22 protein-coding genes and 1 pseudogene are annotated in these 22,930 nt (G+C 64.6%); 12 read left to right on the forward strand and 11 right to left on the reverse strand.

Translation table 11 applies throughout. The annotated features are described in order from the left end of the window. Nucleotides 1–224: 224 nt before the first annotated feature. Nucleotides 225–386: pseudogene (locus tag CKO27_RS05440) on the reverse strand (transposase); the annotation flags it as partial. Nucleotides 387–427: 41 nt separating this feature from the next. On the opposite strand from CKO27_RS05440, the gene CKO27_RS25135 reads away from it, so the two are divergent. Together CKO27_RS25135 and CKO27_RS05450 are read left to right on the forward strand one after the other, a co-directional pair. Further along, nucleotides 428–3,715 (forward strand): polysaccharide deacetylase family protein, encoded by a 3,288-nt coding sequence (locus CKO27_RS25135; RefSeq protein WP_200373867.1) that lies wholly within the window; start codon nt 428–430, stop codon nt 3,713–3,715. Continuing rightward, nucleotides 3,712–4,860, forward strand: coding sequence for a glycoside hydrolase family 26 protein (locus tag CKO27_RS05450; RefSeq protein ID WP_200373868.1), 1,149 nt, complete (start codon nt 3,712–3,714; stop codon nt 4,858–4,860). Before CKO27_RS25135 ends, CKO27_RS05450 begins: the two co-directional genes overlap by 4 nt. 22 nt (nt 4,861–4,882) lie before the next feature. Here the strand turns inward: CKO27_RS05450 and CKO27_RS05455 are convergent, their stop codons facing one another. From CKO27_RS05455 to tatA, 7 genes are all read right to left on the reverse strand, one after another. Further along, nucleotides 4,883–6,010 (reverse strand): inorganic phosphate transporter, encoded by a 1,128-nt coding sequence (locus CKO27_RS05455; RefSeq protein ID WP_200373869.1) that lies wholly within the window; start codon nt 6,008–6,010, stop codon nt 4,883–4,885. 10 nt (nt 6,011–6,020) lie between these two features. After that, complete coding sequence (locus CKO27_RS05460; protein ID WP_200373870.1) at nt 6,021–6,647, reverse strand: DUF47 domain-containing protein; 627 nt, start codon at nt 6,645–6,647, stop codon at nt 6,021–6,023. A 149-nt stretch (nt 6,648–6,796) separates the two neighbouring features. Next, entirely contained in the window at nt 6,797–8,188 is a 1,392-nt protein-coding gene (locus CKO27_RS05465; RefSeq protein ID WP_200373871.1) for an APC family permease, read from the reverse strand. 88 nt (nt 8,189–8,276) lie between these two features. After that, nucleotides 8,277–9,731, reverse strand: a complete 1,455-nt coding sequence (locus tag CKO27_RS05470) for a TrkH family potassium uptake protein (RefSeq protein ID WP_200373872.1) — start codon at nt 9,729–9,731, stop codon at nt 8,277–8,279. Beyond that, nucleotides 9,731–11,140 (reverse strand): Trk system potassium transporter TrkA, encoded by a 1,410-nt coding sequence (gene trkA / locus CKO27_RS05475; RefSeq protein ID WP_200373873.1) that lies wholly within the window; start codon nt 11,138–11,140, stop codon nt 9,731–9,733. Before trkA ends, CKO27_RS05470 begins: the two co-directional genes overlap by 1 nt. After that, on the reverse strand, nt 11,137–12,069 hold the full coding sequence (locus tag CKO27_RS05480; RefSeq protein ID WP_338115901.1) for an FAD:protein FMN transferase: 933 nt from the start codon (nt 12,067–12,069) through the stop codon (nt 11,137–11,139). The genes trkA and CKO27_RS05480 overlap by 4 nt, the downstream gene beginning before the upstream one ends. 171 nt (nt 12,070–12,240) lie before the next feature. Continuing rightward, a complete protein-coding gene (tatA, locus tag CKO27_RS05485; RefSeq protein WP_242470751.1) occupies nt 12,241–12,543 on the reverse strand; it encodes a twin-arginine translocase TatA/TatE family subunit in 303 nt (100 codons plus the stop codon). 277 nt (nt 12,544–12,820) lie between these two features. On the opposite strand from tatA, the gene CKO27_RS05490 reads away from it, so the two are divergent. Then, entirely contained in the window at nt 12,821–13,885 is a 1,065-nt protein-coding gene (locus CKO27_RS05490; RefSeq protein ID WP_200373875.1) for an AI-2E family transporter, read from the forward strand. Between the two features lie 19 nt (nt 13,886–13,904). Here CKO27_RS05490 and CKO27_RS05495 read toward each other — a convergent pair whose 3' ends face one another. Both CKO27_RS05495 and CKO27_RS05500 read right to left on the reverse strand, forming a co-directional pair. Then, nucleotides 13,905–14,705, reverse strand: a complete 801-nt coding sequence (locus tag CKO27_RS05495) for an undecaprenyl-diphosphate phosphatase (protein WP_242470752.1) — start codon at nt 14,703–14,705, stop codon at nt 13,905–13,907. A 293-nt stretch (nt 14,706–14,998) separates the two neighbouring features. After that, nucleotides 14,999–15,160 carry a universal stress protein gene (locus CKO27_RS05500; RefSeq protein WP_200373877.1) on the reverse strand — a complete coding sequence of 54 codons (162 nt, stop codon included), beginning with the start codon at nt 15,158–15,160 and terminating at the stop codon, nt 14,999–15,001. Between the two features lie 397 nt (nt 15,161–15,557). Here CKO27_RS05500 and CKO27_RS05505 point away from each other — a divergent pair, with 397 nt between their 5' ends. From CKO27_RS05505 to CKO27_RS05545, 9 genes are all read left to right on the forward strand, one after another. Further along, the gene (locus CKO27_RS05505; protein WP_200373878.1) at nt 15,558–16,070 is read left to right on the forward strand and encodes a SoxR reducing system RseC family protein; all 513 of its coding nucleotides are present in this window, start codon (nt 15,558–15,560) and stop codon (nt 16,068–16,070) included. 17 nt (nt 16,071–16,087) lie between these two features. Next, the gene (gene rsxA, locus CKO27_RS05510; protein ID WP_200373879.1) at nt 16,088–16,669 is read left to right on the forward strand and encodes an electron transport complex subunit RsxA; all 582 of its coding nucleotides are present in this window, start codon (nt 16,088–16,090) and stop codon (nt 16,667–16,669) included. Nucleotides 16,670–16,680: 11 nt separating this feature from the next. Continuing rightward, the gene (locus CKO27_RS05515; protein WP_200373880.1) at nt 16,681–17,217 is read left to right on the forward strand and encodes an RnfABCDGE type electron transport complex subunit B; all 537 of its coding nucleotides are present in this window, start codon (nt 16,681–16,683) and stop codon (nt 17,215–17,217) included. Nucleotides 17,218–17,304: 87 nt separating this feature from the next. Next, on the forward strand, nt 17,305–18,756 hold the full coding sequence (rsxC, locus tag CKO27_RS05520; RefSeq protein WP_200373881.1) for an electron transport complex subunit RsxC: 1,452 nt from the start codon (nt 17,305–17,307) through the stop codon (nt 18,754–18,756). Beyond that, entirely contained in the window at nt 18,753–19,856 is a 1,104-nt protein-coding gene (locus CKO27_RS05525; RefSeq protein ID WP_200373882.1) for an RnfABCDGE type electron transport complex subunit D, read from the forward strand. The genes rsxC and CKO27_RS05525 overlap by 4 nt, the downstream gene beginning before the upstream one ends. Then, nucleotides 19,853–20,464 carry an electron transport complex subunit RsxG gene (gene rsxG / locus CKO27_RS05530; RefSeq protein ID WP_200373883.1) on the forward strand — a complete coding sequence of 204 codons (612 nt, stop codon included), beginning with the start codon at nt 19,853–19,855 and terminating at the stop codon, nt 20,462–20,464. Before CKO27_RS05525 ends, rsxG begins: the two co-directional genes overlap by 4 nt. After that, nucleotides 20,464–21,135: an electron transport complex subunit E gene (locus CKO27_RS05535; RefSeq protein ID WP_200373884.1), complete on the forward strand. Its 672-nt coding sequence runs from the start codon at nt 20,464–20,466 to the stop codon at nt 21,133–21,135. Before rsxG ends, CKO27_RS05535 begins: the two co-directional genes overlap by 1 nt. 10 nt (nt 21,136–21,145) lie before the next feature. Beyond that, a complete protein-coding gene (locus CKO27_RS05540; protein WP_200373885.1) occupies nt 21,146–21,409 on the forward strand; it encodes an RnfH family protein in 264 nt (87 codons plus the stop codon). Between the two features lie 218 nt (nt 21,410–21,627). Then, on the forward strand, nt 21,628–22,230 hold the full coding sequence (locus CKO27_RS05545; RefSeq protein ID WP_200373886.1) for a DedA family protein: 603 nt from the start codon (nt 21,628–21,630) through the stop codon (nt 22,228–22,230). Between the two features lie 61 nt (nt 22,231–22,291). Here the strand turns inward: CKO27_RS05545 and CKO27_RS05550 are convergent, their stop codons facing one another. Beyond that, nucleotides 22,292–22,930, reverse strand: a complete 639-nt coding sequence (locus CKO27_RS05550; RefSeq protein ID WP_200373887.1) for an SOUL family heme-binding protein — start codon at nt 22,928–22,930, stop codon at nt 22,292–22,294.

A 22,930-nucleotide genomic window follows, 5' to 3' on the forward strand; every position in this document is an offset into this window, starting at 1 on the left:
GCCTATCGGCGCGCCGAGGGGGCGGCGCCATCGCAGTGGACGTCTGGCCGGTTGTGACGCCGGCTTGCTTGGCGGAAAATGAGCGTCGTTCGCAACGGAATCAGCCGAGGACGCCCAGCCGCCTGTCGGACTCGAGCTTTCGGATTGGCTGAAAAAGCCAATCAAAAGGCTATTTTCTCGAAAATAGCTTTTTTGGCCAATAACGTACTTTTCCGCGAATTTCCTTACCGCGGGCGCAGGACGGCCATGCGTTCGAGGTTCCTCGCCGTGCGGACGGTGGTCCATGCGTCGCGCACGTTGTCCAGACCGCGCGCGGGAAACTGACGAAATCCCATCGCGGATTTGATAATGCCGAAGACTGGTTCGACGGTTTGTTTCGTCGACGCACCTGAGTAGTTACGTTTAGCCTATGGATCGAGAGCAATTTGTGTTCCGTGACCCACATGGCGGTCGCTGGAAGACGCTTAGCCGCGTCGCTGGCGTCGGCGTGGCCTTTGCCACGCTCGTCCTGGCGATCTTCCTCTATTCGTTGCTGGTTGAGCCGCGCCTGGAGCCATTGCCCGCGACCCCGGAGCATCGGTTGGCCATGCTGTCGGGCGTTCTGACCGCGACCGTGAACCGGCCCAAGTCTCCCGCGCCCTGGTTGACCCAGACCTCGGCTGGATCGTACGCGGCGGGGACGTCCCATCCCGAGCCCGTGCGACTGGGTTTCCTGGACGATGACGAAGAACGCGCGCTTGCTTCCCTCCGGGAACATGCCGACCAACTCACCCATGTTGCTCCTTCTTGGTTTCAGCTTACCGGCATGCCGCCGCGCTTGGAATCGACGCCCAGCCCGGAGGTCGCCGCCATCGCCGCCGAGCGGTCCGTCGGCCTCATGCCGATACTTGCGAATCTGCTCGGAGAGGAGTTCGATCCCGAGGCCGTGGAGCATTATCTGCGAGCCGACAGCGCGGAGCAGCGCGCGCTCGCCGGGGAGATCCGGGAGGCGTTGCTGGCGATCGGGGCGCGCGGTGTCACCCTCGTCTTGGAACAGATCGATCCGACCTACCGGGAGGAGATGGTTCGGCTGATCGGCCTGCTGGGGTCGGAGCTGCGCGCGGCCGGTCTCGAACTGTGGCTCTGCGTCCCGGTCGGGGACGACCTCAAGGTCTTCGACCTCGACGCCCTCGCGCCCCATGTCGATCGCTTCGTCGCCATGCTCTATTACGAAACCGGCGAGTACGACGAGGCCGGCCCGCTGGCCTCCCTGCCCTGGTTCGGCGAATGGCTGGAGGCGCTGGCGAGGCATGGGGATCCGAGCCAATGGGTCATCGGTATCGGAACCTTCGCCTATGACTGGCCAGTGAACGGCAAGCCCGAGCTGGCGTCCTTCCACGACATCATGGCCCGCGCTGCCTCCGCCCAGGCCGGCCGGATCGCCAATCCCGCGCCCTATGAAGGCCCCCATTTTTCCTATACGCGACAGGGCGTCGAGCACAGCGTCTGGTTTCTCGACGCGACGACCTTCCGCAACGAGCAACGGCTGGTATTGGAAAAACGTCTGGGCGGAATCGGCATCGACCGGCTGGGCACCGAGGATCCGCTGATCTGGAAGGCGATCGGCTGCGGTCTCTCATGCGCCGCCAGCCATTTCGAGCGGATATCGGCCTCGGACCATATCGGCATGGTCGGCGACGGGGATTTCATCGAGGCGAGTAACGATCAGCGTCCTGGACAGCGCCATATCCAGGTCGACGAGGCGGGTGCCTGGGGCGTCAGCTATATCGATTTTCCGCGATTCGCCGTGGTGCGCCGACAAGGCGATACCGCGCCGGACCGCATCGCCCTGACCTTCGACGACGGTCCCGACCCGGAATGGACGCCTCAAGTCCTTGACATCCTTCGGGACGAGGGGATCAAGGCGGCCTTTTTCGTCACCGGAACCCATGCGAGCGAGTATCCGGATCTGGTGCGGCGCATCGTCGCGGAGGGACACGAGATCGGCAATCACACCTTTACTCACACCGACCTCTCCAAAGCCGGGCCGCTGCGAGTGAAGCTGGAGCTGAACGCGACCCAGCGCGCGATCGAAGACATCACGGGACGCTCAACCCTGCTGTTTCGTCCGCCCTATGACGCCGACCGCACGCCTCACAAGCTGCGCGAGATCACGCCACTGATCCTCGCGCAGGAGTTGGGCTACATCCCGACCATGGCGAGCATCGACCCGCTGGACTGGCAGACGCCGCCAGCGGAGGAGATCCTGGAGCGGATCAGGTCCGCGCGGGCCTCGGGTAGCGTGGTCCTGCTCCACGATGCCGGTGGCGATCGCTCCGCTACGGTCGCCGCGCTGCCTGAGTTGATCGCCTATCTCAAGGCGCGTGGCGATGAGATCGTGCCGTTGCACCGTCTGCTCGGGGTTTCCAGGGAGGCCGTGATGCCCGCGATCCCACCGGCGGACCCCCTGCCGCAGCGGCTGGTCGCCGGTACCGGGATCAACCTCTTGCAGGCGCTGGAGAACGGACTCCAGGTCTTTCTCGTGCTGGCAACCGCCCTGCTTTTCCTGCGAACGCTCTTCGTCGTCTGGCTTGCCGCGCGGCGTGCGCGCGCGGAGTCGCGGGAGGCCGAGGTGTCTGCTTTTAGTCCGCCGGTCTCGGTGATCCTCGCCGCCTACAACGAGGAGACGGTGATCGCGCAGACGCTCCGCGCCTTGCTGGCGAGCCGCTATCCCGCGCCCTTCGAGGTGATCCTGGTCGACGACGGCTCGACCGACCGGACCGCCGCCATCGTCGCCGGAATCGCCCGTGCGGAGCCGCGCCTGCGGCTGGTCAGCCAGCCCAACCGGGGCAAGGCCGCGGCACTGCGATCCGCGCTGGGGCAGACGCGGCATGACTTCATCGTCACGCTCGACGCCGATACCCAGTTCACGCCGGAGACCATCGTCGAGCTGATGAAACCGCTCCGGGATCCTAAGGTCGGCGCCGTCTCCGGGCAACTCCGTGTCGGCATGCCGACCACGCTGCTGGGACGTTTTCAGGCGCTTGAATACCTGGCGGCCTTCAATCTGGATCGTCGCGCCCTGGATCGGCTGAACGCCATCACGGTGGTGCCGGGGGCGGCCAGCGCCTATCGGGCGGAGGCCATTCGAGCGGCCGGCGGCATCCAGTCCGACACCCTGGCCGAGGATACGGATCTGACCCTGTCGCTCCACCGCGCCGGCTATCGCGTCCGGCACACCACCCGGGCGCGGGCGGTCACCGAGGCGCCGCGCTCGGTGCGGGGGCTGTTCCGGCAGCGTAAGCGCTGGTCCTTCGGAACCCTGCAATGTCTGTGGAAGCATCGCCGCCTCTTCTGCCATCCCGCGTACGGCTGGCTTGGCTGGTTCGCCATCCCCGGCATCTGGTTCTTCCAGATCTTTCTGGTCGCGCTCGCGCCGGTCGTGGATCTCTGGTTGATCGCGACCCTGCTGCGGGGTGCGTCCGGTCCCGCGCTCTTCTATGCCGGACTCTTCCTGGCGGTCGATCTGATCCTGGCGCTGGTCGCCTGTCGGCTGGACGGGGAGCCAGCGCGGACCGCCTTGCTGGTGCTGCCGATGCGTCTGCTCTACCGCCCCCTGCTCAGCCTCGCCATCCTCTCATCGCTTCATCGCGCGCTGCGCGGGAGCTGGATGGCCTGGGGTCTCCAGGAACGCTGGGGGTTGGCGCGACGCCGGGGCGAGGGCCTGACATCATGAGGCATCGGCACTGGATGATCATTGGTGGCACCCTGGCCCTGCTGTCGCTTGGAGTGCTCTCGCTCGGCCTGTCGGCGACCCTCGGGACGAGTGGCACTCAACCGCCGCCGCCTGACTCCATGCGCGGGACGAAGCTTCTGGCGCCCGGGCAAGGCGCCTATACAGGGGCCTATATCGACTTCGGCGAGCACGAGGACGAAGTCACGCTGGAGAAGATCGACGCCTTCGCGACACTCGTCGGCAAACGTCAGGCGCTGGTCGCCTTCTCCAATTTCTGGGGTCGCGGACACTTCCCGACGCCCCAGGCCCGGATCATCGTCAACGCGGGCGCCACCCCAGTGCTGTTCTGGAATCCCTGGGACCGACGCGATGGCAAGCGGCGAACCGAGTTCGATCTGAACGAGATCGCGGCCGGTCGCTGGGACGAATACATCGACACCTGGGCGAGCGAGGCGCGCGCCTTCGGCAAGCCCCTACTGGTGGCCTGGGGTTTGGAAATGAACGGCAACTGGTTCCCCTGGTCAGGGGTTCTGCACGGCGGCGGCGAGCCCATTCCCGGCTCCGACCCACCGCTCCACAAGGGGCCGGAGACCTTCAAACGCGCCTATCGGCACGTCGTCGACCGGGTACGGGCGGCTGGCGCGTCCAATATCTCCTGGCTCTTCCATGTCAACAACGCCTCCATTCCCCGTGTCTCCTGGAATCGGATGGCGGCCTACTATCCCGGCGGCGACTACGTGGACTGGCTGGCCATGAGCGCCTATGGCAAGCAGTTTCCGACCCAGCCCTGGGTCGGTGTGGACAAGGCGATCCTCGGTCCCTACCAGGAACTGGCGGCGGTGGATCCGAGCAAGCCGGTCCTGCTCGCCGAGTGGGGCATCGGCGAGTTTCCCAAGCAGGGCGACAAAGGGGCCTGGATCGACGAGGCATTCGAAGCGATGGAGCAACGGATGCCACGGCTCAAAGGGGCGGTGTTCTGGCATGAGCGCTGGCAGAACAAGGATCTGTCCTACAGCAATCTGCGGGTAAACTCGTCCTTGCCAGCGCTCACCGCCTTTCGCAAAGGCGTCTCGCGGCCTTTTTGGCTGGCCGAACCGCGTAACTCGACGACCCAGCCAGAATCGAGCGGGCAAAGGATCCAGTGACCCCATCCTCATTCGACTCCGCTCAGGTCAGGTCGAGTACCTGGAGCAGCTTGAACAGGCCAAAGGCGATACCGCCGGCGGCCGGGATCGTCAGGATCCAGGCCCACAGCATGCGCTCGACCACGGTCCAGCGGATGGCGGAGAAGCGCTTGGCCGCGCCCACGCCCAGAATGGCGGCGGAGATGTTGTGGGTGGTGGACACCGGGATGCCCAGCGAGGAGGCGAGCGTGATGACGCTGGCCGCGGCGGTCTCGGCGGCGAAGCCGTGGATCGGATGCAGCCGCACGATCTTATGACCCAGGGTCTTGATGATTCGCCAGCCGCCGACCGCCGTCCCGGCGGCCATCGTCAGGGCGCAGGTCACCTTGATCCAGGTGTCGATGTCGCCGTGGGCGATGGCCGCCTCGCTCGGGCGCAGCCAGGTCAGCCAGGCCGGTAGGATCTCAAGGGTGCCAGCCTGGTGCGCCGAGAGCAAGGCCAGTGCGATGATGCCCATGGTCTTTTGCGCATCGTTGAGGCCGTGGGCGAGCCCCATGTAGGCCGCCGATCCGAGCTGGGCCTTGCCGAAGAAGGCGTTGACCCAGCGCGGGCGGGCGAGACGCTGGAGCCATCCGCCACGGCGCGCCATCGCCCATAACAGCGCGAAGAGCAGACCCATCGCCAGAAAGCCGGCGGTAAAACCCAGCAGCGGGCTGCTGACCATGGGCACCACGACCTTCCAGAGCACGCCGGCGCCCTTGTACCAGGGATCGGCCGGCTCGGACCAGATCACCGCCGACCATTGCAGATCGGTCGCCGCGACGGCCGCGCCGCACAGACCGCCGATCAACGCATGCGAGGAGGATGAGGGCAGACCGACGAACCAGGTCGCCAGGTTCCAGACGATGCCGCCGGCCAGCGCGCAGAGGATCAATTGCGAGCTGACCTCGACGACGGTCTGATCCAGGAGTCCGGAGGCGATGGTCTTGGCTACCGCCGTGCCCCAGAGCGCGCCCAGCAGGTTGGTGGTAGCCGCCAGCGCCACCGCCTGCATGGGCGTCAGCACCTTGGTCGCGACCACGGTGGCGATCGAGTTCGCCGTGTCGTGGAAGCCGTTGATGTATTCGAACACGAGCGCGGTGAGGATCACCGTCAGGAGGAGAGTCAGCACGCCGGTCTCCTCAACTGTTCTTGAGCACGATCTGGTAGGCGACCAGACCGGCCTCGCGGCAGCGATCGATGGCCTTCTCCAGGATCTCGAAAAATTCCTTGATCAGGAACATCTGCTGGCCATCGAAGTGGCCAGCGTAGATGTCGCGGTAGAGTTCGAGCATCAACCGGTCGGCCTCGCTCTCGATGGAGCGCAGACGATCGTTCAGATGCTTCATCTCTTCGAGCTTCATGCGCCGGAGCTGGCCGACCATCTCCGCCACCACGCTCGCCGCCTGCGCCAGCATGGCCGCGCGAGGGGCAAAATCGATTCCATCCAGCAGCCGAGTGGCCAGGGCGTAACGCTCGGCGAACCGCTCCACCTGTTTGGGGATGCGCACCAGCGCGGAGTTCAGCGCCTCGATGTCTTCGCGATCCAGCGCGGTGACAAAGCTGTTGATCAGCTCTTCGTTGATCCGATCCGCGATGGCGCGTTCGCGCTGGCGAGCCAGCCGGAAGGCGTCCAGCGCTGGAGGCTGGTCGCGCTCAAGGAGCATCCGGTGCAGCGCCGTGGTGCTGTCGGCCGCCGCCGTGGCGGCCTCCTCAAGCAGGCCAAAAAACTGGTTGCCTTTGCCGAAGATCGTCTGGAGCGAGAACATGGAACGGCCTCAAAGGTGGAGAGGATAGCGATTTTTGGTCTATCGCGGCGTCGAAGTCAGGCCGTTCCCGAGACGGTGCCAGCGTTCCATCACACCCATTCGAAGACCGGATCCGGGGACGGCCATGACGGTCTGTCGCGGATTTCGTGTCAAGATTCGACGGTCGCCAAGGCACTATGGTGACGCGAATAGGTGAAATAGATCACGAACCCGAGCGCCAGCCACAGCCCGAAACGCAGCCAGGTCACGAGTGGCAGATTCAGCATTAGATAGAGACAGGAGATCGCGCCCAGCAGCGGGACCAGCGGCGACCAGGGTGTCTTGAAGGGACGCGGCAGGTCGGGATGCGACGCGCGCAGACTGATCACCCCGAGGCAGACCAGGAAGAAGGCGGCGAGGGTGCCGATGTTGACCAGCTCGGCGACCTCGCCGATGGGTGTCAGCCCGGCGACCACCGCCATCAACAAACCGCTCACCACGATGACCCGAATCGGAGTCCGGGTGCGCGGGTTCACGCGGGCGAAGACCGGAGGCAGGAGCCCGTCGCGCGACATGGCGAGGAAGACCCGTGTCAGTCCATAAAAGAGCACCAGCATGACCGTGGTCAGACCCGCGATCGCCCCGGCCGCGACCAGCCCGGCGGCCCAGGGATAACCCAGCCGGAGCATCACGTCGGCCACCGGGGAGCCAACGTTGAGACTGGGATAGGCCACGACCGCCGTGAGCAGCCCCGAGACCAGGATGTAGATGAAGGTGCAGACCGCGAGCGAGACCAGAATGCCGATGGGCAGGTCGCGCTGGGGGTGGCGCGCTTCCTCGGCGGCGGTCGAAACGGCATCGAAGCCCACATAGGCGAAGAAGATCAAGGCCGCGCCGCCCATGACCCCGTTCCAGCCAAAGGGCATGAAGGGACTCCAGTTGGCGGGTTGGACATGGGACGCCGCCACCAGGATGAAAATCGCGATGGCGATCAGCTTGACCACCACCATGATCGCATTGAAGCGCGCGCTCTCGCGCACCCCGAGGCTCAGGAGCGCCGCCAGGATCAACACGATCAGCGCGGCCGGCAGATTTATCAGCCCGTCCTCCAGCGGCCCCTTGGTCAGGAACTCCGGGAGGGCCAGTCCGACCGCCGCCAGGGCGTTGTTGACATAGCCGGACCAGCCGATGGCGACCGCCGAGGTCGCCACGCCATATTCGAGGATCAGATCCCAGCCGATGATCCAGGCGACGATCTCGCCGAGTCCCGCGTAGCTGTAGCCGTAGGCGCTCCCGCAACCGCCCACGGACGCGGCCAGTTCGGCATAGGCCAGGGCGCTGAAGGCGCAGGCCACGCCGGCGACCATGTAGGACAGGATGATGGCCGGACCCGCCTGGGTGGCCGCGGCCACCCCCGTCAGCACGAATATCCCGGCCCCGATGATGGCGCCGATTCCGAGCAGGGTGAGATCCAGGGGGCCGAGCACCCGCCGCAGCTCCCCTGTATAAGAGGCGTGATCCGCGTTGATAACCTTGGTTCGCAGCAATCCGGAAAAATTCATGGAACCTCCTGAAAATTCAAGTGGATCGGATCGGCGGCAATCCGCCAACGGGACAGGAGCGGTTTTGTCGGCGTGGACGTGTCCATGCCTACTTCCGCCAGAACTGCGGTGTAAACAGGATCAGCAACGAGAAGACCTCAAGCCGCCCGAGCAGCATGGTGAAGCTCAGGACCCAGATCTCATAGTCCGTGAGGCTGCCGTAATTGGTCGCCGGCCCGACCTGCCCCAGACCGGGGCCAGCGTTGTTGATGCAGGCGATGACGGCGGTGAAGGCCGAGACGAAATCCAGTCCGCCGAAGATGAGCAGAAAGGTCAGGGTCACGATACTCATGAAATAGAGAAAGATGAACCCGAGGATGGCCACGACCACGCTGTTGGGAATCATCATCCCGCCGACGCTGACGGGCGCGGCTATGGCGGGATGGAGCAACCGGGTCAGCTCGCGCGAGCTTTGACGCACCAGGATCAGGGTGCGGATCATCTTGATCCCGCCGCCGGTGGAGCCGGAACTGGCGGTGAGCGTGGAGAGAAACAGCATCCAGAAGGGGACGAAGATCGGCCACTGGGCGTAGTCCGTGCTCACGAAGCCGCAATCGGTGGCGATCGAGACCAGATTGAAGCTCACATAGCGCAGCGCGGTTAGGAAGTCTGGATAGACATCACCCCACCAGATGTAGAGGGAGCTGCCCAGACAACTGACCAGGAGAACCGCCAGCACGCCACGCGCCTCCGCATCCCGCCAATAGGGCCGCGGGCTGCCCGCGCGCCAGGCCGTGAAGTGGGTCGCGAAGTTGAGCGCGGCGAGCACCATGAAGCCGATCAGCACCGCCTCGATGGCGGGCGAGTCGAAGGCGCCGACACTGGCATCCCGAGTCGAGAAGCCGCCCAGACTGAGGGCCGCGAAGGCGTGACAGATGGCATCGAACCAGCCCATGCCGACCAGCCACAAACCGAGGATGCAGGCCAGGGTCAGCACCAGGTAAATGGTCCACAGCAAGGCGGCGGTATCGGCGATGCGGGCGGTGAGCTTGGCGTCCTTGATCGGGCCGGGCACCTCGGCGCGCAGGAGCTGCATGCCGCCGACGCCGAGCAGCGGCAGGATGGCGACCGCCAGCACGATGATGCCCATGCCGCCCAGCCAATTGAGCGCATGTCGCCAGAGGTTGATGGAGGGGGCGACGCTATCGAGCCCGGCCATCACCGTCGCGCCAGTGGTGGTCAGGCCGGACATGGTCTCGAAAAAGGCATCGGTGAAGGAGAGCTGTTCGTGCAGCATGAGCGGCACGGTGGCGATGGCTGAAATCAGGATCCAGGCCAGGCTCACCAGGATGAAGCCATCGCGGGCCTTCAGTTCCCTCTGGAACCTTTGGGTCGCCAGGGTGAGCGCGCCGCCCGCGGCCAGGCAGGCCGCCAGACTGATGACGAAGGTGAGCAGCGTGCCGTCGCGGTAGATGACCGCGGAGGTGATCGGCATGGCATAGGTGAGACCAAAGACCATCAACAACCGGCCGAGGACGTTGGCGACGGACAGCAGGCCACGCATCAGAAGAAGGCTAATCCGACCTGGAACAGCCGCTCGACCTTGGGCACCAGTTCCTTGCTCGCGAGGAAGAGGATGACGTGATCCTCGGGTTCGATGATCGTCTCGTGATGGGCGATCACGACCTGACCGAGTCCGAGCCTGGCGCCTGGCGTGTCGCGGCTGATCCCGCGCACGATGGCCCCGATGCTGGCCCCCTTGGGGAGAGCCAGCGCATCGATGCGCCGTCCGATGACCTTCGAGGTCGAGGCGTCGCCATGGACGACGAACTCCAGCGCCTCCGCCGCGCCCCGGCGCAGGCTGTGCACGGCCGCCACGTCGCCCCGGCGCACATGCGCGAGCAGCGAACCGATCGACACCTGGGCGGGCGAGATGGCGATATCGATGCGGTCCGCCTGCAACAGGTCGGCATAGGCGCGCCGGTTGATGAGCGCCAACACCCGCCGCGCGCCCAGGCTCTTGGCCAGCAGGGAGGCCATGATGTTGTTTTCGTCGTCGTTGGTCAGGGCCAGGAAAAAATCCATGTCATCGATATTCTCGGCGGCGAGCAGGGTCTCGTCCGTCGCGTCCCCCTGCAACACCAGCACACGCTCCAGCGTTGAGCCGAGCGCCTTGGCGCGTGCCTCATCGACCTCGATCACCTTGACCCGATAACGATCCTGGGCAACGCTCGCCAGACGAGACCCGATGTTGCCGCCGCCCGCGATCATGAGTCGCCGCGTGGGCCGATCGCGCTGGCGCAGTTCGCTCATGACCTGACGGATGTCGTGGGTCGCCGCCAGGAAAAAGACCTCGTCGCCGACCTGGATCAGGGTCTCGCCCTCGGGTGTGATCGGCTGATCCCGGCGGTAGATGGCGGTGATGCGGACATCGATGTTCGGCATGTGCCGGCGCAGATCGGAAACGCGATGCCCGACCAGTGGACCGCCCTCGATGGCACGCACGGCGACCAGGCTGACCAAGCCCTCGGCGAATTCCAGAACTTGCAGCGCCTCGGGAAATTCGATGAGTTTGAGGAGATAGTCGGTGACGATCTGCTCCGGACAGATACTGAAATCGACCGCGAAATTGCGGGTATCCAGCAGTTCCGGGTGTTGGCTGTAGTCGGCCGAGCGCAGCCGTGCGATCTTGGTCGGGATCTTGAACAGGGTTTCGGCGGTGCGGCAGGCGCAGAGATTGGTCTGATCGCTTTGGGTGACCGCGATCAGCAGGTCCGTATCCTCGGCCCCCGCCTGGCGCAGGACCGAAGGCAAGGCGGCGTTCCCCACCACGGTGCGCAGATCGAGCCGATCCTGCAACTGCCGCAGACGCTGGATATCGGTGTCGATCACGTTGATTTCATTGGCTTCGGAAACCAGGCTCTCGGCCACGGACGCGCCAACCTGACCGGCGCCCAGGATGATGATTTTCACGGCTGGCGGCTTCGGGTCAAATAGTCCTCGAAGGCCGGGCTGCCGAAGCCTCGCAGCGTTTCTCCCTCGCGGACGATGAAGTAGGCCGCCAGCCCCTGATCGGTGGCGAGCGCCGGTCCCCGCTGTTCTCCAAGCACCATGAAGGCGGTCGCCAGTCCATCGACGACCATCGCGCGCTCGCCGACCACCGTGGCCGAGCCGAGGTGGCGCTCGATCGGGGCGCCGGTGCCGGGATCGATCTCATGGGAGTAACGCTTGCCGTCCTTGACGAAAAAGTTGCGGTAGTCGCCCGAGGTCGAAATGGCCCGATCGGAGACCGGGACCAGGCGGTGAACGGAACGTTGGTCCGGAAGCGGCTCCTCGATCGCGATGGCCCAGGGCTGGTCCTTGGCATTGCGCCCCTTGGCGCGGATGGTTCCGGCCACCGCCACCATGTAATCGCCCACGCCCTGCGTCTCCAGCTCGGTCGCCACCCGGTCGGCGCCGACCCCTTCGCCAAGCGCCGAGAGGTCGATGTAGAGATCGCCCCGCGCCTTGCGAACGGCCGGCGGCGAGGCGCGCAGCTCCAGCTTGCGCCAGCCGACGCGCGCCCGCGCGGCCTGAATCGCTTCCTGGGTCGGCAACTCGTCCGGGCGTGCCTCGGGTCCGAAGCCCCAGAGGTTGACCAAGGGTCCGATCGTGATGTCGAACGCGCCATCGCTCAGGGCGGCGATGCGCTGGCCTTCGGCGATCACCGCATGGAGGTTGGGCGAGATGGGAATCCAGTCGGTGCTGGAATCGCGGTTGAGGCGGGAGAGCTCGGACGTCGGCTCATAGGTCGAGATCTCACCGATCACCTGATCGAGCGCCGATTCCACCTGGAGCCTCAGCGTCTCGGCGCTCAGGCCAGCCGGAGGGCGGGCGACCTTGACCGAGTAGTAAGTCCCCATCGTGGGGCCCTCGATCTCGATCAAAGGGGACGAGCGTTCGCCGCAGCCAACCAGCAGCAAAGCGCCCATACTTATCGCAAGAGGCCACAAATTCATGCGTTTTGCCTTTCTCGGGATCGAATGCCGCCGGATCGCGACCGCCGGATTCATGGGAGCACCGCCCGGCGCCATTCAGTTTGGCCGATTGGGCGTCGCGTCCCTGGTCTGGCCACTCTCCGCGCCGGTGGCCTCATGCGATTCCGTGGGACCGTCGCCCGAGACCGAGCGTCGGAAATCGCGAATGGCCGAACCGAGATCCGACGCGATGCCTGGTAGCCGCTTGGATCCGAACAAGATGAGCACCACGACCAGAATCAACAGAAGCTCCCAGAGACTCATGCCGGAAAGACCCATGCGAATAACCCCGTTGAAAAGGACGGCTGACAGGATGGTCGCGCCGGCCACGGCTTGGCCGAGCGCGCTCGGATCCAACATTGAGCGCGGGATTCTAGCACCCGGTTTAGGGGCATGACACCAACCGGCTTCGCGGATGCGCGAAAGCCCGTCGGACGGATGCGCCAACGACAGGCAGGAGAGGAATGACCCACCAGGGTTCCGCCTGGGGTATCTTTAATGACCGCGAGCCCTTCCCCCGGCGGGAGGGGTCAATCTCGACGCCTTGAGGCGTGATCCAACCCCTCGATGTCGCCATTCCTTTCGGCTGAACGCGACGTATCTCGCGCGGCAGCCGCAAGAAGGAGAACCGCCGACCATGACCGACAAAGGCTTCACCGGGGCGCTCGGCGGTCGTATCGCCTTGGGCGCTTTCTTGATTGGCCTGCTGTTCCTGAGCTACCGGGTGCTGCACCTCTTTCTCGTTCCCGTGGCCTGGGGGCTGATCCTGGTCTATGTCACCTGGCCCCTGCACCGTCGTTTGCGCGCGCGGCTGAGTCCCTATCCGGGTCTGAGTGCCTTCGTAATGAGCCTGTTGCTCACCTTGGTGTTCGTCCTCCCCGTGCTGTGGGTGATTTTCATGCTGAGGGCCGAGGTTCCCGCGCTCTATGCGCGGCTTGTCGTCCTTCTCAGTCAGGGGCCGGATATCCTTCCGCCCGGTCTGGCGCGCCTGCCCTGGATCGGAGCCGAGCTTGAGCGACTATTGGCAATGGCCGCCGAGGATCCATCGGCCTTGCGCCATCAAGTGCTCCTGTCGCTCAAACCCCTGGCGGAGGATTCACTCCAACTGGCCGGCGACCTGGGGGCGACGGCCTTCAAGTTCGGCTTCGCCGTGCTCAGCGCCTTCTTTCTCTACCGCGACGGCGACCAACTGCTCGACCAGACGCGGCGGCTGCTGTTGGGTCTGCTTGGTGGACGCTCCGAGTCCTACCTCAAGGCCATCGGCGACACCACACGCGGCGTCCTCTACGGGTTGGTCTTGACCGCCCTGGTGCAGGGCGCCCTGGCGGGCGCCGGCTACTGGGCGGCGGGGATCGAGACGCCCATCCTGTTCGGCGTGCTCACGACCTTCCTGGCCCTGATCCCCTTCGGTACCCCGCTGGTCATCGGACTGGTCTGCCTTTGGTTGTTCCTGACAGGAGAGGTATGGCCAGCCGCCGGACTCGCGGCCTGGGGCGCCCTGGTCGTGGGCCAGATCGACAATCTGTTTCGTCCGCTGGTGATCAGTAGCGCCGCCCGCATTCCCTACATCCTGGTTCTGTTCGCGGTGCTTGGCGGCCTTACCGCGTTTGGGCTGGTGGGACTCTTCGTCGGCCCCATCGTCATCGCCATCCTGCTCGCCGTCTGGCGCGAATGGATCGCGGAGCAGGGATCCCGAGCTTGAGATCCCGCCCATCGCCACATCACCAGGACACCAGCCCCGTATAGGCGGTGATCAGCACCAGCAGGCCAAATCCGATGCGATACCAGGCAAAGACCTCGAAACTGTGGTTGGACACGTAACGCAAGAGGGCCTTGATGGTCAGCGTGGCGGCGAGAAAGGCCGCGAGGAAGCCGACGCCGAAGACCGGCAGGTCGTCCATCACGAGCAGATCCCGCGCCTTGTAGACGTCGTAAACGGTCGCGGCCAGCATGGTTGGAATCGCGAGGAAAAAGGACAGTTCGGTCGCCGCCTGCCGTGACAGCCCGAAGACCAGCCCGCCCATGATGGTGGCGCCAGCACGGGACACACCCGGAAACATCGCGAGTGTCTGCATGAAGCCGACCTTGAGCGCCTCGCGCCAACCGATCTCGTCCATCTCGGCGAAACGCACCCGTGGCGGACGCCGCTCCAGGTAAAGGATCACCAATCCGCCGACGATCAGCGCCCCCGCCACAGTGAGCGGATTGAAGAGATAGGTCTTGATCGTGTGATGGAAGAGCACGCCGAGCACCAGAGCTGGCATGAAGGCGATCAGGATGTTCAGTGCGAAGCGACGCTCGGGGGTCGGCTTCCACATGTGTCGCACCACCCGTGCGATCCGCCCGCGATAGAGCCAGCACACGGCCAGGATGGCGGCGAGCTGGATGACGATCTTGAACACCTTGCTCTGCTCGTCGGTGTAATCGAGCAGGCTACCGACGATGATCAGGTGCCCGGTCGAGGAGATCGGCAGAAACTCGGTTAAACCCTCGACAACGCCGAGAATCAGTGCATTTGTCATGTCCCATGACCATTCCATATGTGTTCGTCACCTTTAGTCGTGTTACGCCATTACGAATCTCGCCACCCACGAGCGCGCCAGCGGCCGTCTCGGGGTATTTCGAGGATAACCGTTCCTTGGCGCTGATTGTTCCTTAATGGACAGTCGCGCCCATGCCGCCAAAGCGGCGCGGACATCCACCAAGCCTCGAATGCCCTCCAGCAAACCGCCGATGGAGGAACTCCAGTTCAGTGGAGAGCCCGGGGCCTCACTGAATGGATGGGGCGCCGATCGAGGTCGCCCCTTGACCTCGATCAGCCGGTCTTGATGACAGGTTCCGCGCGGGGCGTGTCGTTGAGGATGCGCTCCGAGATGCTGCCGAGCCGCATGCGCGCCAAGCCACGCCGTCCGCGCCGCCCCATCAGGATGAGATCGACGTTCAACGCCTCCGCGAGATCGCGGATCTCCTGATGCATATTGGAAACCTTGCCGCTTTAATGAAAAGAATCGATATTTTCAAATATAAGAATAATCTATGATTTTGGCGGTTTGAAAATGCCGTCATGCCCTGTCGACCGCCTTGGTTCCTCCCGCCCGATTGGTTCGTCTCTCTGCATGAATATCGAATTATTACAGCTTACTATGCTGGATTTTTGGGTCGGTCCGCCAAGGTTGTTGGCTCCTGTCGCGGGAGGTTTTCAGGGTTGATTCAGGCGCCGGCCTCACGACGAAGCTGGACCTCCGGCGCTATTGGGACGATCAGGGGCCATTGCATATCCAACAGGGTTAGACGTACCTTCACTTTTTGTGCGCCGCAGCAAGGCGGCGTCGCTGCCGATGTCGAACCACCTTCCTGATTGAGGTCGCTTTTTCATGCCCATTGATGTCGCCTCGCCCGAGGATCCGACGGATCCGCTTCAGCCGGCGCTCGTCGAGGGCCTGGCGCGCGTTGTGGCGGTCGAGGGTGGCGTGGCCTGGCTCGAACCCGAACAAACCACCAGTTGCGGTGCCTGCGCCTCTTCCGGGCTGTGCGGCTCCAAGGGGATCGGAACGAGCGAAAGCTGGCTCGAACGGCGCCGCTTTCCGCTCACGAACGCACCGGGGCTGGTCGTCGGCGAGCGGGTGGTCGTCGGCGTCCACGAACGTGCCCTGCTCAAGGCGTCGGGAACCGCCTATGGGTTTCCTCTGGTCGTCATGCTGGGTGCCGGCGCCGTGGCGCAATGGATCGCCGGGAGCGACGGCATCACCATGGCCACCATGGTCGTCGCGCTTGGCGTCGGCCTGGTCGGCGCACGCCTGGGCGCCCGCTGGCTGGGTGCTCGCGGCCAGCTTGCCCCTCGTTTTCTCCGCCGTGCCAGTGCCGGCGAAACCTGTCGGATCGATTAATCGGAAGGGTTCGGAACATGCAGGAATACATTCTTCTCATGGTCGGCGCGGCGTTGGTCAACAACGTGATCCTGGCCCGTTTCCTGGGTCTCTGTTCCTTCATGGGCGTGACGACCCGGATCGATACCGCCATCGGCATGGGTCTGGCGACGACCTTCGTCATCACCGTCTCCTCGATGGCGAATTGGGGAGTTGAACACTATTTATTGGTGCCCTACGGTCTAGGCTATCTGCGCACCGTGACCTTCATCCTGGTGATCGCCGGCGCCGTGCAGTTCACCGAGATGACGGTGCGCAAGGTCTCGCCGCCGTTGTTTCAGATGCTGGGCATCTATCTGCCGCTCATCACCACCAACTGCGCCGTGCTGGGCGTCGCGCTGCTGCTGGTCGAGGGCAAGATGACGTTTATCGCGGCGACCCTGTTCGCCTTTGCCTCCTCGCTCGGCTACAGCCTGGTCATGGTCATCTTCGCTGGGCTGCGCGAGCGTCTGGCGCTGGCCGAGGTACCGCGTCTGTTCGCCGGTCCACCGATCGGATTCATCGTCGCCAGCCTCCTCGCGCTGGCATTCCTGGGTTTTTCTGGCATTAGCACGAGCTGAGGGCTGAAGCAATGTTGACGGCGGTTGGAAGTTTGACGGCGATGGGCGTGGCCCTGGGTGGCATGCTGGGTGTCGCGGCGCGTTTGCTCGCCGTCGAGGAAGACCCCTTGGAACTTGAGCTTCAGGCCATGCTGCCGGGCTCGCAGTGCGGGCAGTGCGGTTTCGTCGGCTGTGCCCAGGCGGCGGTGGCGCTGGCCAAGGGCGAGGCGTCGGTCACCCTCTGTCCGCCGGGCGGCAAGGCCGTCGCGGAACAATTGGCCAAGCGCTTGGGCGTGACGGTCGATCTGGGCGATCAGGCTCCGCGAGTGCCCGTGTATGCGGTTATCGATGAGGAACTCTGTATCGGTTGTACCCGTTGCGTCAAAGAGTGTTCGGTCGATGGCATTGTTGGTGCCAGCAAGCTGATGCACACGATCGTCGCCGAGGTCTGTCACGGCTGCTCCAAGTGCGCTCAGGTTTGCCCCACCGATGCGATTCGCATGGTAGAGATCCCGCTCACCCTCGCCGCCTGGCATTGGCCGAAGCCCGCCTCGCCCCATACGCACTAAGGTTCTTCTCCCCGCCCCTCTTCTCAGCGGGGGGATTTCGAGCGCCCGCGGCGCGACTTTCACGGTGTCCCTGGAGCCGTCGATAACATGAAGCTTTTCCCGATCCGTGGCGGTATCCATCCCGAATACCGCAAGGAATTGAGCGGCGAACGCGCCATCGAGGCGCTGCCGCTGCCCAGCCGACTCTATATCCCGCTGCAACAGCACATCGGCGCGCCCGCCGAGATCCTGGTCTCCGAAGGCGATCTGGTCAAGAAGGGCCAGGTCATCGCGCGCCGTCAGGGACAGATCTCCGCGCACCATCATGCCTCCACCTCCGGGCGCGTGGTCGAAGTGACCGAGATCCCCGCCCCCCATCCGTCGGGCCTGCCGCAGCCGACCATCGTCATCGAGCCCGATGGCCGGGATGAGTGGGTCACGCTGCCCGAGCCCATCGCCGATCCCTTCGCGGCGGCCCCCGAGGTCATCGAGGAGCGCGTCGCCGAGTCCGGCATCGTCGGGATGGGTGGCGCGACCTTTCCGTCGGCGGTCAAGCTGAACCTGGGCATCCGGCACCGGATCGACACCCTGCTGATCAATGGCGCCGAGTGCGAGCCCTATCTGACCTGCGACGATCGGTTGATGCGCGAGCACGCCGAGGCGATCATCGACGGCGCCCGCATCATGGCTCACACCCTGGGCGCACCCAGAATCGTCGTCGGCATCGAAGAGAACAAGCCGCAAGCATTGGCGGCCATCACGGTCGCGGCCAGCGACTTTCCGAACATCGACGTCGCCGCACTGCCGGTGAAGTATCCGATGGGTTCCGAGCGTCACCTGACGCTGGCGATCACCGGACTGGAGACCCCGGCGCGCAAGCTGACGGCGGATCTGGGCGTCGTGGTGCATAACGTCGCCACCGCGCGCGCCGTCCATCAGGCTGTGCGTCTGGGCCGTCCGCTGATCGCCCGCGTGGTGACGGTGAGCGGCGGGGCGATGCGCGAGCCCAAGAACATCGAGGCGCCCATCGGCGCGCGGGTGTCCGATCTGATCGACTTCTGCGGCGGCTTCTCACAGCGCCCGGAACGCATCATTCAGGGTGGCCCCATGATGGGTACGCCGCTGCCGAATCTGGATGTACCAGTCGTCAAGGGCACCTCGGGCATCCTGGCGCTCACCGCGGCCGAGATCAACGAACGCCCCGCCGATCCCTGCATCCGCTGCGGCGCCTGCGTCAACATCTGTGCCTGCGGTCTGACGCCGGTCGAACTCGCCGCGCATATCCGCCATGACGATCTGGAAGGCGCGGCGAAGCTCGGACTCGCGGACTGTGTCTCCTGCGGTAGTTGTTCCTGGGTCTGTCCTTCGCATATTCCGCTGGTCCATTATTTCAATTACGCCAAGGGTGCCCTGAACGCTCGGGATCGCGAGCAGCGCAAAACCGAGCGGACGAAAACGCTGGTCGAAGCCAACGCGGCGCGTCAGGAGCGGATCGCCGCCCAGCGCGCGGCCGCCCGCAAGCCCAAGGCGGCGCCCGCCGCCAACGAGGTTCCGTCATGATCGGCGCGGAGACCACGAAAAGCGGGCCCTTCGCCCACAGCACGAACACGGTCCGACAGACCATGTTCACGGTGATCCTGGCTCTGTCGCCCGCCACGCTTTTCAATCTTTATCTGTTCGGCTGGCCGTCGATCCTGCTGTTCGGCGTCACCATCGGCGCCTGCGTGGTGACCGAGGCCATCTGTCTGGCGCTCGCCGGGCGGCCGGTGACGCACACCCTGAGCGACGGGTCGGCCGTCCTCACCGGCTGGCTGCTGGCCATGACCCTGCCGCCCTGGGCGCCCTGGTGGATCGGCGTGCTCGGCGCCGTCTTCGCCATCCCGCTGGCCAAGCAGGCGTTCGGCGGACTGGGTCAGAATCTGTTCAACCCCGCGATGGTCGCGCGCGTCGCCCTGCTGGTGTCCTTTCCGGTGGTGATGACCGCCTGGATCGCGCCCCATCCGCTGTTCTCGGCCAGCGCGCCCGGTCTGGCGGACTCCATCGCCATCACCTTCGGCGGGCAGGTGCCGGACGGCGTGACCGCCGCCACCGCGCTCGGCTATGTCAAGACCGAGCTGTCGCGGGGGATTCCGGTCTTCCAGTCGCTCGTCGAGTACGGCCGTGGCAGTAACCTGACCTATACCCCGGATCTCATGGATCTGGCGACCGGCTACAAACCGGGCAGTCTGGGCGAAACTTCGGCGATCCTGATCCTCATCGGGGGCTTGTTCCTGATGCGTCGGCGCATCATCACCTGGCATATCCCGGTCACGGTGCTGGGGACGCTGTTCCTGATGGGCACCCTGTTCAACCTGCTGGATCCGGGCCGCTTCGCCCCCGGACTTTTCCATGTCATCTCCGGGGCGACCTTCCTCGGCGCCTTCTTCATCGCCACCGACTATGTGACCTCGCCGGTCTCGGAGAAGGGACAGTTGATTTTCGGCATCGGTGTCGGACTCCTGACCTGGGTCATCCGCACCTTCGCCGGTTATCCGGAAGGGATGGCCTTCGCCGTGCTGCTGATGAACTCGCTCACCCCGATCATCGACCAATACACCCGTCCGCGCCTCTTTGGCCGCACGCGCAAAGGCGAGCCCTTGCCGCTTAAGGGGAAAGCATGAATCCGCTCATGAAACAGGGCACCTTGATCCACGCCGCCATTCTCGGCGTCTTCTGTCTTGGTTTTGGCATCTTCCTTGGATTGACCGAGCTGGCGACCCGCGACGCCATCGCCGCCCGCGCGATGGAAGACCGGCAGAACTCGCTCGGACAGGTGATCCCGGCGAGCCTCCACGACAACAACCCGGTCATCGACAACTTGACCATGCAAGACGCCGAAGGCAACGACATCACCATCTACCGCGCCCGCAAGGCCGGCCAGGTGACCGGTGTCGCCTACGAAATCCACGGCTCGGGCTATGCCGGACACATGAAATTCATGCTCGGCGTGGACGCCGAGGGCCGGGTTCTGGGGGTACGCGCCCTGAGCCACAAGGAGACTCCAGGGCTGGGCGACAAGATCGAGATCAAGAAGGGCGACTGGATTCTCCAGTTCGCCGGACTCTCGCTGGGCAACCCGCCCGCCGAGAAATGGAAGGTGAAGAAAGACGGCGGACAGTTCGATCAGTTCACCGGAGCGACCATCACCCCGCGTGGTACCGTCACCGCGATTCGTCACGGGCTCGAATTCTTTGCCGCCAATCAGGCGAAGCTGCTGGAGGTACGCTGATGGCGACCGATTACGGCCGGATCGTCCGCGACGGTCTGTGGGACAACAATGGCGTGCTCGCCATGCTGCTCGGCATGTGCCCAACCATGGCCATGACCACCAGCGCCACCAACGGATTGGGGATGGGACTGGCCACTGCCGTGGTGATGGCCGCCTCCAGTTTCATGGTCGCCGCCTTCCGTAACTACATCACCCGCGAGGTGCGCATTCCGGTCTATATCCTGATCGTGGCGGCCAACGTCACCTTCGTGGATCTGACCATGAATGCCTGGATGCACGAACTCTATAAAGTGCTGGGGCTCTTCATTCCGCTGATTGTCTCTAACTGCCTGCCGCTCGCGCGGCTCGAATCTTTCGCCTCGAAGGAGCCGGTCTTGCCGTCGCTCATGGACGGCATCTTCATGGGTCTGGGGTTCACGCTCGCGCTCACATTGATCGGCGCGGTGCGCGAGATTTTCGGATCGGGCACCCTCTTTGCCGACGCCTCGCTCCTGCTGGGTCCGGCCTTCAAATTCATGGAACTGCGCATCATGCCCGCCGATATGGGCGTGCTCATGATGATCCTGCCGCCGGGCGGATTTCTGGTCACCGGGCTGGTGGTGGTGGGCAAGCGCCTGCTCGACATCCGCGCCGGAAAGGGCATCCAGATGGCCGGCGCGCATAGCGTCTGAGGAGATTCCAATGAAGGTGAGCATTGTCTATGCCTTGGCCAAGCGCCAGACCTGGTTGGACGTCGAGGTTCCCGAGGGGGCTACCCTGCGCGAGGCGATCGAGCGCTCGGGCATCCTCGCGCAATGTCCCGAGATCGACCTGGACCAGCAGAAGGTTGGGGTCTTCGGCAAGGTCTCCGCCCTGGAGACCCGGCTGGAAGATGGCGATCGCGTCGAGATTTACCGTCCGCTGATCGCCGATCCCAAGACCATCAAGACTCGCGCCAAGAGCTAGCACGGTGTCGGCCTTAAAGATGGGGCATTGAGCGTCCCCGATGGGGCTGGCGTTCTTGGTTGAGTTGATCGCTCGTCGGACCCCTCGTATCGTCGGGTGTGAGACCGAGGAACCTTGCCTCCGAGCCCCGCTCGATCGCTTGCGCGAGCCACGGGACCGCAGGTTCCGTCATGCTCCCTCAATGATCTCTAAATCCACCGAATCGAGGTTTGACCCGAATGCTGCACGAGTTTATCGACTGGATCCTGATGACGGTCAATGGCTGGGGATATGCCGGGATTTTTATCCTGATGGCGATGGAGTCGACCGTCCTGCCGGTGCCAAGCGAGGTGGTGCTGATCCCGGCGGGATATCTCGCCTATCAGGGCCAGATGGACCTGATACTCCTCCTGCTGGCCTCGACGACCGGTTCCCTGGTGGGGGCTTTCGTCAATTACGGGTTTGCGCTCCTGGTTGGGCGACCCTTTCTGGAGCGCCACGGCCGGTATTTTTTCGTGCGTCCCCCGCTCCTGCATAAGACGGATGCCTTTTTCGCGAAACACGGAGCCATCTCGACCTTTACCGGGCGGCTGATTCCGGGTATCCGCCACCTGATCTCCCTGCCCGCCGGGCTTACCCGCATGAATATATCGGCTTTTGCCTTCTATACCAGTCTCGGCGCCGGACTCTGGTCGGCGGTCCTGATCGCGCTGGGTTACTTCATCGGTGGCAATGAAGGGGTCATCGAGGAGAACCTGCCCCTGGTGACGGCGGCCGCCATGGCCTTTGTCGCCCTGACCCTGCTGGGCTATGTTGTCTGGCGGCGACGGCAGATCGTCTAGCCGATCCGATCGGGATCTCCTCGATCGCTTTCGATTTTGGGTTCCGTACCCGACCAGTGGCTCAATCCTTCGCCACCCCGATGAGTACCTCGTTGCGTCTCAGGAAACCGGGGGTCAAGGGGTCGTTGTAGTAGGCGTAGACGGGCGGCGAGGCTGGTTTGAGATCGCGTGATCGCATCCATTCCAGTAGGGCCGCCTCATGTTCGGCGATCAGGGCGTCGGTCGTCCTTCCGCTGAAGCGCACGGCGGCGGTGCGTCGCGGCGGGATCTCGCGCAGGCGCACGTCCGTCGATCCCGGTGGCGGCAAGGCCGCAAGCGCGCGGTCGGCCGGCATGATGAAGCTCACCGTCCATCGATCGCCCTCCGATCGGGATTGGGTCACGGGCGCGGTCATGGCGATCCGTTCCTCGGGTTGCTGGATCACCGGGGCGGTCATGGCGACTCTGGTTCCGGCGCGATCCTTGGCGAAGATGTAGTTGGCGAGCGGCGAGAACGCCTCGCTCAGCGCCTCCTTGCGCGCGCCTTCGCGCGCCACCTCGGCGACGACCATCGCTGGATAGTCGCGCAGCTCGAACGCTCCCTCCGCGACCACGACCTCGTAAGCGGGCGTCTCGACGTTCTGCACCACGAAGACGAAGACCGCCATCGCGGTGATACCCAGCAGGGCCAGGGCGGACAGCAGGATCAGCAGGATTTTCAT

The sequence above is a fragment of the Thiocystis violacea genome (assembly GCF_016583575.1).
GTDB classification, from domain to species: Bacteria; Pseudomonadota; Gammaproteobacteria; order Chromatiales; family Chromatiaceae; genus Thiocystis; species Thiocystis violacea.

What these genes read in the sequence shown, in the direction of transcription:
- CKO27_RS05550 (WP_200373887.1), bottom strand. Translation starts at nt 22,930, where the DNA reads ATGAAAATCCTGCTGATCCTGCTGTCCGCCCTGGCCCTGCTGGGTATC.
- CKO27_RS05470 (WP_200373872.1), bottom strand. Translation starts at nt 9,731, where the DNA reads ATGCGTGGCCTGCTGTCCGTCGCCAACGTCCTCGGCCGGTTGTTGATG.
- CKO27_RS05540 (WP_200373885.1), top strand. Translation starts at nt 21,146, where the DNA reads ATGAAGGTGAGCATTGTCTATGCCTTGGCCAAGCGCCAGACCTGGTTG.
- CKO27_RS05450 (WP_200373868.1), top strand. Translation starts at nt 3,712, where the DNA reads ATGAGGCATCGGCACTGGATGATCATTGGTGGCACCCTGGCCCTGCTG.
- rsxG (WP_200373883.1), top strand. Translation starts at nt 19,853, where the DNA reads ATGAATCCGCTCATGAAACAGGGCACCTTGATCCACGCCGCCATTCTC.
- CKO27_RS05495 (WP_242470752.1), bottom strand. Translation starts at nt 14,705, where the DNA reads ATGACAAATGCACTGATTCTCGGCGTTGTCGAGGGTTTAACCGAGTTT.
- CKO27_RS05535 (WP_200373884.1), top strand. Translation starts at nt 20,464, where the DNA reads ATGGCGACCGATTACGGCCGGATCGTCCGCGACGGTCTGTGGGACAAC.
- tatA (WP_242470751.1), bottom strand. Translation starts at nt 12,543, where the DNA reads ATGTTGGATCCGAGCGCGCTCGGCCAAGCCGTGGCCGGCGCGACCATC.
- CKO27_RS05480 (WP_338115901.1), bottom strand. Translation starts at nt 12,069, where the DNA reads ATGGGGACTTACTACTCGGTCAAGGTCGCCCGCCCTCCGGCTGGCCTG.
- CKO27_RS05515 (WP_200373880.1), top strand. Translation starts at nt 16,681, where the DNA reads ATGTTGACGGCGGTTGGAAGTTTGACGGCGATGGGCGTGGCCCTGGGT.
- CKO27_RS05465 (WP_200373871.1), bottom strand. Translation starts at nt 8,188, where the DNA reads ATGAATTTTTCCGGATTGCTGCGAACCAAGGTTATCAACGCGGATCAC.
- CKO27_RS05460 (WP_200373870.1), bottom strand. Translation starts at nt 6,647, where the DNA reads ATGTTCTCGCTCCAGACGATCTTCGGCAAAGGCAACCAGTTTTTTGGC.
- CKO27_RS05490 (WP_200373875.1), top strand. Translation starts at nt 12,821, where the DNA reads ATGACCGACAAAGGCTTCACCGGGGCGCTCGGCGGTCGTATCGCCTTG.
- rsxA (WP_200373879.1), top strand. Translation starts at nt 16,088, where the DNA reads ATGCAGGAATACATTCTTCTCATGGTCGGCGCGGCGTTGGTCAACAAC.
- CKO27_RS05505 (WP_200373878.1), top strand. Translation starts at nt 15,558, where the DNA reads ATGCCCATTGATGTCGCCTCGCCCGAGGATCCGACGGATCCGCTTCAG.
- CKO27_RS05525 (WP_200373882.1), top strand. Translation starts at nt 18,753, where the DNA reads ATGATCGGCGCGGAGACCACGAAAAGCGGGCCCTTCGCCCACAGCACG.
- rsxC (WP_200373881.1), top strand. Translation starts at nt 17,305, where the DNA reads ATGAAGCTTTTCCCGATCCGTGGCGGTATCCATCCCGAATACCGCAAG.
- CKO27_RS05500 (WP_200373877.1), bottom strand. Translation starts at nt 15,160, where the DNA reads ATGCATCAGGAGATCCGCGATCTCGCGGAGGCGTTGAACGTCGATCTC.
- CKO27_RS05545 (WP_200373886.1), top strand. Translation starts at nt 21,628, where the DNA reads ATGCTGCACGAGTTTATCGACTGGATCCTGATGACGGTCAATGGCTGG.